Below are 9,281 nucleotides of genomic sequence, written 5' to 3'. Positions count from 1 at the left end.
ACAAACTCATACCTTCCCCACTGGCTCATCTTGTCCCTCTTCCTACTGTTTTCAGATATCCTAGATATCCTCAAACTCCTAGATAGGGTGATTGCGAGAACAACTTCTGATATTTTCTTCCTGAGCTTGGATGGAAGGTCAAGTAGAAAGTTTTTGATAAAGTGATTTATAGTTTTTCTGCAATTCATACATACCTCCTTTTGCCGTTATTTTAAGGGCAAGAGGAGGTTATTTCACTTTAATTTTTACCAAACTCTGCTACAAACTTCAGGTCCTAGATTATTGAAACTCTTCTTAAGGAGTTTTATAATAGTTTCTAGATTTAGGAGGTTAGATATGAAGGTGATAAAGAAAGCTTTGGTATTGGTAGTTTCGTTGTTAGTAACCTCTGAGATGATATTTGCCTCGCCTGTTGGTTATGTTGAAAGAATAGGGGGTAGTGATCTAACAAATGCTTTTGGTTCTTTAATGTTTGTTCTAGAAAATCCTACAAGTGGTGAACCCATAGCTAGGGCAGAGATCTCAATACCTTCTGGTTTTTCTACTGCTTCTGCAGGTGGGTATGTTAGTGTCGTAGGTAGGGGTAGTGGAATAGTTGATACCTCTGGTCCTATTATGGTTAATTTTTCTACCCCTCTTATGCCTGGTAGCAGTGCCTTTATAGTTATTACCAATGTTCAAAATCCTTCTTCCACAGGTAGTTATGTGTGGACTATGACTGCCTATGGAATAGGTGATAATCCAATAAGTGTTGGAGCAAAGCCTGGTAAGACTTTGAGTTTAAGTGTTGTATCTTCTCTTGGGTTTAGAAGTATTCCTTATGGTAGGGTTGTATTTACATCTGGTAATGCTGCTGCTAATACTGGTCTTAAGGTGGTGAATAATGCTAATACATGGCTTACTTATATCATTTATCATCCTTACGATGCAGGAGATGCGATAAGAAGGGTAATTCTAAGTATTCCTCCAGCATTTGCTACTGTTGCAGGAACGGTTCTTACGATAACAAATTTGACAACAGGAGTACAACTTACAAATTTCACGGTTGGGGCTATTGGTGCTGGCTTGCCTAAGACATTTTATTTATCTGTGCCACCAGTTCCTCCTGGGAATGTGCTTCTTATAACTCTTAGCGTTATGACATTACCTGCAGCTGCAGGTAACTACGATTGGGAATGTTACGTTGAGGGAACAAGTGGTCAAATTGTTAGAGTTTTGGATATGCCAGGGTTTACTGCCCCTCAAAGGGTTGTAGCCATAGCGGCGCCTGCTGCTGGATGGTATGGAGACGTTTATCCTTTCTTTGATATTACTACTAGGACCATGGGATGGCCTACTGCTGGAAGTTCAAACAATGTGTATAGGATGGTTTTCTGGAATACTGCTGCATGGGCTGCTGGTAATAACCCTAGAATTTCATTTCCTTCGGGGTTTGATCCTTCAGCTGGTGCAGTGGTTAGTGTTCAAGCCAATGGTGCTGGATTTGGTAGTAGTATGCTAGCAAACATTGGTGGAACATGGTGGGTATCAAATGTTATTACTGGGGCTGGTGCTGCTAACAATAACATATTTGTAAGCATAACTAATGTTGTGAATTCTTCTGCTGGTAGCCATACTTTCGGGATGGCTGCTGGTGGTTCAGCAGTTTCAACTACCACAGGTTATGATAGAGTAGTTAATGTAGTTCCTCACTTGTTCACTAATGTTCCAATGTTTGGAATAAGCATAATAGGAGGTTCTACCAACACCAATGATGTCTCAATTTATCTTGTAGTTGTAAGCAATCCTGCTAATTCTGGTGATGCGGTTGATAGGGTAGAGATTACGATTCCTGCTGGATATACTTATGCATCTGTAGATCAAAGTTTGGTTACTTTGCTTAATAGTTCTGGTCAAGTCTCTTCTGCGGTTGTTACTACTCAGCCTACTCCTACTACTTCTGGAAAAGTTACAGTTACACTATCTTCTGCAAGTCCTTTGGGTGAAGGTGGAAGTATGTATATACCTATAACTGTGACGAATCCTTCTACGGCAGGTGCTAGGGTATGGAGTTGTGTTGTATCTGGCTTGAGAGATGTTACCAATCTATCTGCTGGTGTGATAAGTAGTATGACTAATAGGGTAGTGATAGTTGCAACAGCTCCACCTTCTGATGGAACAAACTATGTTCCAGGTAATGCAGTGGTTACAAATACGTCCAGTGACAATCTAGCGTGGATGATAACTACTAATGGAACTTTCAACGGAACAAGCATAGTCACAATAGTAGCCACAACTAATGTTCCAGCTGCAACAATGGCTCAGAGTAACGAATATATATTCATAGGCAATGTATACGAATTTAGCTCGTCATTATCTCTGCAGAAACCTGTGAGAGTACGGCTATACTTCTCGAACGCCAATACTAACCTTATCACCAGTACTAACGTAGTAGCTAACTTCAAGCTAGCTAGGTATGATGAGGCTTTGAAAGAGTGGGTTTTACTAGCTTCTTCTATTGTTGGCGATGGATATGTTGAAGTTTACACTCTTTCTCTAGGTAAGTATAGAATATGGGAGTTTAAAGGAACTGGAGGAACTGGAGGTCCTACTAATGTTTTCCTTGTGGGTAAGTCATCGGGTGGAAACTATAGTTGGGACTTAGGAAAACTAAGAATTGAAATACCGCAAAATTCGCTTCAAGTTGATGGTTATCTATCAATAGATACTGTTGATAAGAACAATCCTGCGTATAAATCACTTCCTAATCACTTAGTTGATATCATTGGTAAGCAATATAGCATAATCCTAACTTCTGCTATCACAAAACCTGTTACTGTGACTATTCACTACAGTGACGAAGAAGTAAAGGGTAGGGTAATTGATAGACTCTCATTGGCATATTATGATGAAACAGAGAAAAAGTGGATAGTTGTGCCAAGCACCGTTGATAAGGAAAACAAGAAAGTTTCTGCAAAAACTTATCACTTTTCTCTATGGACCTTAGTTGAAGATAGAACTCCTACTTCAGATTTAGTATCCGGGGTTTATGTGTATCCTAATCCTGTAAAGGATGAGTTGAGGATTTCTTTTTCTTTAAACCAGGATAGTAGGATTATTATTGAGGTTTACGATTTTGCAGGCAGGAAGGTTGCTACTTTGGAGAACGGAAAAGTTGTAGATGTTGGTTTGTATGAAACTAGATGGAACCTTACAAGTGATGCTAGAGTTAAACTTCCTAATGGAGTATACTTTGTGAAAGTTTATGCGCAGTCTGTTGATCTTAGAAAATCTTTCAATAATGTCTACAAAGTATATATATCGAAATAAGGAGGTAAGATTATGAAAAGGTTGGTGGTTTTATTACTATCTCTGTGCTTTGTGTGTGATGTTTATGCTGATATTTCCTATTTGTTCTCAGAGTATTCTGTTATGAGCACTGCGTTGGCAAGCAGAGGTATGAGTAGTGCTAGTTTAGGAATATTAGCAAACCCAGCATCTGTTTCCTTTTCAAGAGACTTTGAGTTTACTATTCTTGGTGTCTACATGCCTTATGATAGGTTTGGAGGGGTACTTTCTAGTTCTGTTGGACTTTATAGGTTGACGGGAGTAGATATTGCGGGAGGAATGGGATTAACAGTTATTCTTGGAGGTGTGAACAATATAGACCTTAGGGATGAAAATGGTACAAGTATGGGAGTTGCATCTACTTTCGATTGGGGTGTTGTTTTTGACTATGGGACAAGTGTTGGAAGCTTAGTTGGATTTCCGTTTGATCTTGGGGTTGGAGTAAAGTATCTTTCAAGTTCTTTAAGAGATGTTTACGGGAGTGGTGTAGGGGTAGATTTAGGTGCTGTGTTTAATCCTATCAAATCCCTTCCAGATTTAGGCTTTAGCGTAGGTATGGTTAACCTTTATTCGTCAAAAACATGGTCAACGGGAACTGTAGAAATGCTACCTACGAGAATAAGCTTGGGGGCGTTCTATTATCTTCTTGAGGATAGTATAATTTTGTCCTTAGGTGTTGATAACATAAGCTTGTATGAGGAGATTCTGTCGTTTAAGTGGATAAACCTTAACTTCGGGGTTAATTTTGCTGTTGATCCGAATCTTTTTATAAAGTTGGTGGGTAGCGTGGGAAATCAGTTCTCAGTAAGCTTTGGTTTAAGTTATGGTATTGGAGGATTTTCAAAGATAGGGTTCTTAGGTTGGGTGGATGGGATGGGATTTAACTCCATGGGAAGTGTTGAATTTCTCTCGGGAGTTCCAAGGTATCTTGCTAAAGTTATAGATCCCGAGGTTCAGAAGAGAAAAGAAAAAGAGAGGACTGAAAACTTGGAGAGAGAGTATTTCTCAAAGGCTATGTTATATTTCTCGACGAAGGACTACAGGAATGCTAAGAAGTATTTGGAGGAGGTTCTTAAAATTAATCCTGATAATGATACTGCAAAAGCAATGTTGAAGAAAATAGAGGATATATTGGCTATAGAAGAATAAGGGAGGTGCAATATGAGGAGAATTTTAACGATATTATTTGTGTTTTTTGTTTGTCTTTTCGTTGGTGTTGATGCTTTTGCTGTTTCTGAGAAGGCTAAGAAGCATTATGAAACTGCGAAATCTCTATATGTTGCTGGAGATGTTGAAGGAGCAATTGCAGAACTAGAGAAGGCCTTAGCGATTGAGCCTGAGTATGAAGCAGCAAAAAAACTTTATGAAAAACTTGGAGGAGGCAAGAAGAAACGGGATACTCAAGCTCAAGTTACCGAAGAAGCTCCTAAAGCTATGTCTCAAGAGGCTTTTGTAGCCTTCCAACCAGCCGGAACATTAGACAGGGACAAAATGAAAGAAAGCATAAGGCTTGTGATAAGCAACTTAATAGGGCAGGCTAGAGCTGATATATTCCTGATGGTGAGTGAGGTAATTAAGGAGACATTTTCTGAGACTCTAAGAGGAGAAAGCTATTCTGCTATGAAGGATGAAATGAAATCAATAGTTAAAGATATAGTTAGAGACATTGTTGAGAGGGAGATAAATGAAGCTTTCTCTTCACTTAGGGAGTTCTCAACTAATTCCTATACCAATGAGTTTAAGATAAAGCAAAAGGGAAGGGAGAGCTTTAGGTATGAGAGAGGAAATGAACCTAGTCAAGGAGATCTTAACAAAAAGAAGGCTAAGGAACTCTACTCAAAAGCTATGGAGCTACTTGACGAAGAGGATTACTCTGGTGCTAGAAAGCTTCTTGAAGATGCGAGTAAACTGGATCCCGAAAACCAAGAGATATTAAGAAGTCTTCAAAGACTTTCAACATTGCGCTGAACTTTGTTTCTTGTGTAAAAACTACTGAGAAAACTTGAATAGGAAAGGAGAGACATCGGAAGGATTAGTTCTTCCTTCTTGAGGTGCTGTGAAAAGAGCAAAAAGTGGTTAAAATAAGAGCTTTTTGAAGTTTTTAGAGTTGATAATTTTAAGTACGTAGCGAAATAATATTTTTGGGTAAGGTTTGAAATGGGCTATGAGAGGGTTAGGATATAAGGCTTTAAGAAAAGTGCTTCTCGTTGCTGTAACAATGATAATGGTTAGCGTTTTCATTGGTTCCTGTGCAGATGGAAGAAAGCCTACCAAGCATAGTAAATCTTCTTTTTCTGGTGTGGTTACTAAAGCTGATGACAAATCGTCGTTTAGTGAGAATGTAAGAGACAAGAATACTTCAGAAAGCTCGGAAAAATCAAGAAAGAAGAATCTAAAGAGTGTTAGGGTTTACAAGGATCCTCTAGATAAGGATCTAAGAATTTCGTGTGTTAAGGGAGATAGCTCTGGAGTGATAAACTCTATAAGGAAAGGAGCTGATGTAAATTCAAGAGATGATGATGGTGATACACCCCTACATCTAGCGGTTATGCTAAATAACTACGAGATAGTTAAGCTACTCGTTACTTATGGTGCTAATCCTTACTTAAGAAACAGGCAGGGATTATCGCCTATTGATATAGCTAGAGATAAGGGGTATGAAGAAATATATTTGTTCTTGACCAAAAAAATAGTAAAATAGAATGGGGTTATGCTCTGGGATAAGTGTTTTTGGATAGTGGAACCTGCTATCTCTGGGATGATTCATTATGGATTATATTAAAGTAGTATTTTGGCTTGGTAGATAATTATTTAGTATGGATCCTAAGGTAATTCTTTCGTTTGTTTCTTCTAGCATAAGAGTGGTTAAGGAGGTAAGTAAGCTAGAGCTTTATAGGAATAGAACAAGCATAAAAAGGCAGAAGAGAATAAATAAGTCTGTTGCTGTTTTGATTATGTTTGAGGAAGATATAAAAGGGTGTATTATTTTTGAGTTTGACAAAGGACTTTCTGTGAAGATGGTTGATAATATGCTAAAGGAGGTGTATGGCAAGGGAATTGAAAGTATGACGAACGAAGAGTTCAAGGAAATGTTTAAGGATATTTTGGGAGAGGTAGCAAATCAGATTTCTGGAAATGCTGTAACAGAATTGTTCAACTCAGGTGTTAAGATACATATTCTACCGCCTATTGTGTTAATCAATAGAGAGGGATTATTGGTTTCATACAAACAATATGTTGAGTCACTTCTAGATACGGTGTATGGTAGCATGAGCATATCAATTTTATTTGACAACTCTCTTGATGTGGAAAGCTTAAAGTCAGAGGTAAAGTCTTAATTTGATAGGAATTTCATTACATTGTAGGGGGTTATGTTTAGGATCTTCTGAACTCTTGTTATGCTTGATGTTATTAACTTTGCTGTTGTATCTACTTGTTCGTTAGAGATTGTGTCAATGAATGTGTTTATATTTTGAAATTTCACGAGTAAAGCATTTGTCTTTTTGCGATTTTCTTCAACTTTACTGGAAAGGTTGTTTACTTCTTTTTCCAAAGCTGAGAGTAATCTGTTCAAGTCTCCCGAAAAAAGTTCATCTTTTATATTTTCCAGAAGGTACATATCTTCATACTTGCTGGTTTCGTATAGTTGTTGTATCTGGCTCTTGATGTTTTCATCGTAAGTTGTGATCCCCTTTAGTAGTTTTGATACTTTGGAGATGGCATCTATTTGTGCTTGTGTTATGGTAACTTCTCTTTGGATGACTATCATCTCATTCTTTATCATCTCTGGAAACTCTTTGGACTTAAGCTTTATAACTATCTCGTCTACTCCTCTACTGGAGGTTTCAGTGTTTTTGGACTTACTTGTTTCTGAAACATCTTTGTTGGGGTTTATTTTTCCGCCTTCGCCTATCCTTACTATCTTCATATCCACCTCCTTTAGAAGTGTATTGAAGCAAAGTTCCGAATATCAACAAAAACCCTAATAGGAATTTTCGGAAAAAACTCTACTATCTTTAACTTGCCTGCTCTTTAGAAAGTTGTAAGCTTCCTCTATTATCCAGTCAGGAGTTGAAGTTCCAGCTACTATGCCTATTTTCCTTTTACCTTCAAGAGTTTTAGGATCAAGCTGTCTTATATTTTCAATGTGGACTGTGTCGGTATATTTTGCACATAAATCTCTAAGTTTCTTTGTATTTGAGCTATTATACCCTCCTAGGATAATCACAAGATCACACCTTTTAGAGAGTTCTTCTGCGGACTTTTGCCTATTGTATACAGGAGGGCAGATAGTTGTGAAGGTTCTAATTTCCTCAAATTCAGTAACCATTTCTCCAACTATCTCCTTAAACTTCTGGTAATCCATGGTAGTTTGGGCAAAGACTGCTACCTTTTTAACTTTGGGAATTTTACTTATCTCTTCTTTAGAGTTTATTACAGTAGCACGATCTTTGATGTTTAGGTAATATCCTCTTGTTTCTGGGTGGTCTGCTTCGCCTATTATTACTATATGATACCCGTCTTTATACATCTTTTTAGTCAGTTGATGTACTCTGAGAACATAGGGACATGTTGCGTCTATAACCTTGATAACATTAGGGTTAGAGTTTATTTTTTCTCTTTCTTCGTCTGATATTCCGTGAGATCTTATTATAACTATTCCTCGCTCATTGTAGCTTGAGATGTCTTGATTAAACTCTACCTTCTTGCCTTCATACTTCTTCAGAAGGTCCTTATTATGTATCAGTTCTCCAGTTATATACACTTTTTCGTTCTCTTTTTCCAGTGTTTCGTCTAGTTTTTCAATTGCTTTTCTTACTCCAAAACAGAATCCAATTTCTTTAGCAATTTCTATTTCCATACATAGGAAATTTTATAAGCACATACACTCCTTCGCAAGATTAGGAGTATAATAAGGTTCAAAGTTTACAACTAAGAGTAACCTTCTCTCTATTTTTCTTTCAGTTCATGTCGGAACTGAGAAAACATTTCTCTTAGCGAGCATCTGAGAGGCTTATGTGGAGTGAAATCTTGTGATCAAACAAGCGCTATCTAGAACCAAAGTAAGGTAAGTAAGCAAAAAGTCTAGAATCTTGCCTAGTTACCAGCTAAAATTTGGAATTTATTGTTAGGTACGATCTATTTGAAAAACACTGGATTACTCTGTTACAATGTGATTGTCTGTGGTATATTATAATAGGTTCTGTAAGGATAGAAAACCTACCAAAGCTTTTGGAGTATCTAATGCCTTTTGGGACTATTTTGGATTCTTTTCTTCTTGTAAGATAGTGGAGTTTTTAGTTTCGGTTTTCTGAAAGTGAATCTATGTTTCTTGAAGATACCAAAAAGATTCACATAAAGGATCTGAAGATAAGAGGACTAACCTTAGATAGGAAAAAGATACTTTATAGGTTGAAACTTTACACGGTCTACGATGTCTTAACATATTTCCCTATAAGGTATGAGGATAGAACTGAATTAAAAAGTCTTTCGGATATTGTAAAAGAACTTTCTAGGTCTACTACAGGCAAAGTGAGGGCAACAACCATAGTTGAAGTTGTTAAGCATGACTACATTTTTGTGAAGCAGGAGAAGGTGTTGAAAGTTGTAGTGAGTGATGGCGAGCTTAGAGGGGAACTTGTCTGTTACAATAGAGATTTTCTTGCCAGTGTGTTTGAAGTGGGTAAGAGATTTATAGTCACAGGAGTGTGGGAGTATAAATACAACAGTCTGCAATGTGCTACATTTGACTATGCTGATTTGGAGAAAGATGGGTATAAGAAAGAAGAATTCGGAATAGTTCTTCCTATCTATTCGGCAGTTGAGGGGGTTAGGCAGAGAACAATAAGAAGAGCAATACATCTTGTTGTGGATGAGTTTGCAGACAGTATAGAAGATGAATTTCCAGAGTATGTTATGAAGACAAGGAATTTACTACCTTTAGGTAGGGTCAT

The 9,281-nt window shown here is 37.5% G+C and carries 9 protein-coding genes; 6 read left to right on the top strand and 3 right to left on the bottom strand.

What is annotated here, in order from left to right; all coding sequences use genetic code 11:
* The coding region (locus tag ABDH28_05635; protein ID MEN2998499.1) for a hypothetical protein at nt 1-188 on the bottom strand (188 nt) is incomplete at its 3' end.
* Between the two features lie 148 nt (nt 189-336).
* Between ABDH28_05635 and ABDH28_05630 the strand changes: the two genes are divergently transcribed.
* From ABDH28_05630 to ABDH28_05610, 5 genes are all read left to right on the top strand, one after another.
* On the top strand, nt 337-3,309 hold the full coding sequence (locus ABDH28_05630) for a DUF2808 domain-containing protein (GenBank protein ID MEN2998498.1): 2,973 nt from the start codon (nt 337-339) through the stop codon (nt 3,307-3,309).
* A gap of 12 nt (nt 3,310-3,321) precedes the next feature.
* Nucleotides 3,322-4,476 (top strand): hypothetical protein, encoded by a 1,155-nt coding sequence (locus ABDH28_05625; protein ID MEN2998497.1) that lies wholly within the window; start codon nt 3,322-3,324, stop codon nt 4,474-4,476.
* Nucleotides 4,477-4,488: 12 nt separating this feature from the next.
* Nucleotides 4,489-5,295, top strand: a complete 807-nt coding sequence (locus ABDH28_05620) for a hypothetical protein (protein MEN2998496.1) — start codon at nt 4,489-4,491, stop codon at nt 5,293-5,295.
* 196 nt (nt 5,296-5,491) lie between these two features.
* Nucleotides 5,492-6,028, top strand: coding sequence for an ankyrin repeat domain-containing protein (locus ABDH28_05615; protein ID MEN2998495.1), 537 nt, complete (start codon nt 5,492-5,494; stop codon nt 6,026-6,028).
* A gap of 115 nt (nt 6,029-6,143) precedes the next feature.
* Nucleotides 6,144-6,665, top strand: coding sequence for a chemotaxis protein CheX (locus ABDH28_05610; protein ID MEN2998494.1), 522 nt, complete (start codon nt 6,144-6,146; stop codon nt 6,663-6,665).
* Here ABDH28_05610 and ABDH28_05605 read toward each other — a convergent pair.
* Together ABDH28_05605 and ispH are read right to left on the bottom strand one after the other, a co-directional pair.
* A complete protein-coding gene (locus tag ABDH28_05605) occupies nt 6,662-7,255 on the bottom strand; it encodes a hypothetical protein (protein MEN2998493.1) in 594 nt (197 codons plus the stop codon). The two genes, ABDH28_05610 and ABDH28_05605, sit on opposite strands and share 4 nt — an antisense overlap.
* A 54-nt stretch (nt 7,256-7,309) precedes the next feature.
* The gene (gene ispH / locus ABDH28_05600) at nt 7,310-8,188 is read right to left on the bottom strand and encodes a 4-hydroxy-3-methylbut-2-enyl diphosphate reductase (protein ID MEN2998492.1); all 879 of its coding nucleotides are present in this window, start codon (nt 8,186-8,188) and stop codon (nt 7,310-7,312) included.
* Nucleotides 8,189-8,652: 464 nt separating this feature from the next.
* On the opposite strand from ispH, the gene ABDH28_05595 reads away from it, so the two are divergent.
* On the top strand, nt 8,653-9,281 hold a 629-nt coding region (locus ABDH28_05595), incomplete at its 3' end, for a hypothetical protein (protein MEN2998491.1).

It is taken from the genome of Brevinematia bacterium, from assembly GCA_039630355.1.
GTDB lineage: Bacteria > Spirochaetota > Brevinematia > DTOW01 > DTOW01 > SKYB106.
The sequence above is the reverse complement of the archived record's forward strand: the minus strand, read 5'-3'. Positions and strand labels throughout refer to the sequence as shown.

Coding starts and splice junctions, on each gene's coding strand:
- ABDH28_05630 (MEN2998498.1), top strand. CDS start 337: ATGAAGGTGATAAAGAAAGCTTTGGTATTGGTAGTTTCGTTGTTAGTA.
- ABDH28_05625 (MEN2998497.1), top strand. CDS start 3,322: ATGAAAAGGTTGGTGGTTTTATTACTATCTCTGTGCTTTGTGTGTGAT.
- ABDH28_05620 (MEN2998496.1), top strand. CDS start 4,489: ATGAGGAGAATTTTAACGATATTATTTGTGTTTTTTGTTTGTCTTTTC.
- ABDH28_05615 (MEN2998495.1), top strand. CDS start 5,492: ATGAGAGGGTTAGGATATAAGGCTTTAAGAAAAGTGCTTCTCGTTGCT.
- ABDH28_05610 (MEN2998494.1), top strand. CDS start 6,144: ATGGATCCTAAGGTAATTCTTTCGTTTGTTTCTTCTAGCATAAGAGTG.
- ABDH28_05605 (MEN2998493.1), bottom strand. CDS start 7,255: ATGAAGATAGTAAGGATAGGCGAAGGCGGAAAAATAAACCCCAACAAA.
- ispH (MEN2998492.1), bottom strand. CDS start 8,188: ATGGAAATAGAAATTGCTAAAGAAATTGGATTCTGTTTTGGAGTAAGA.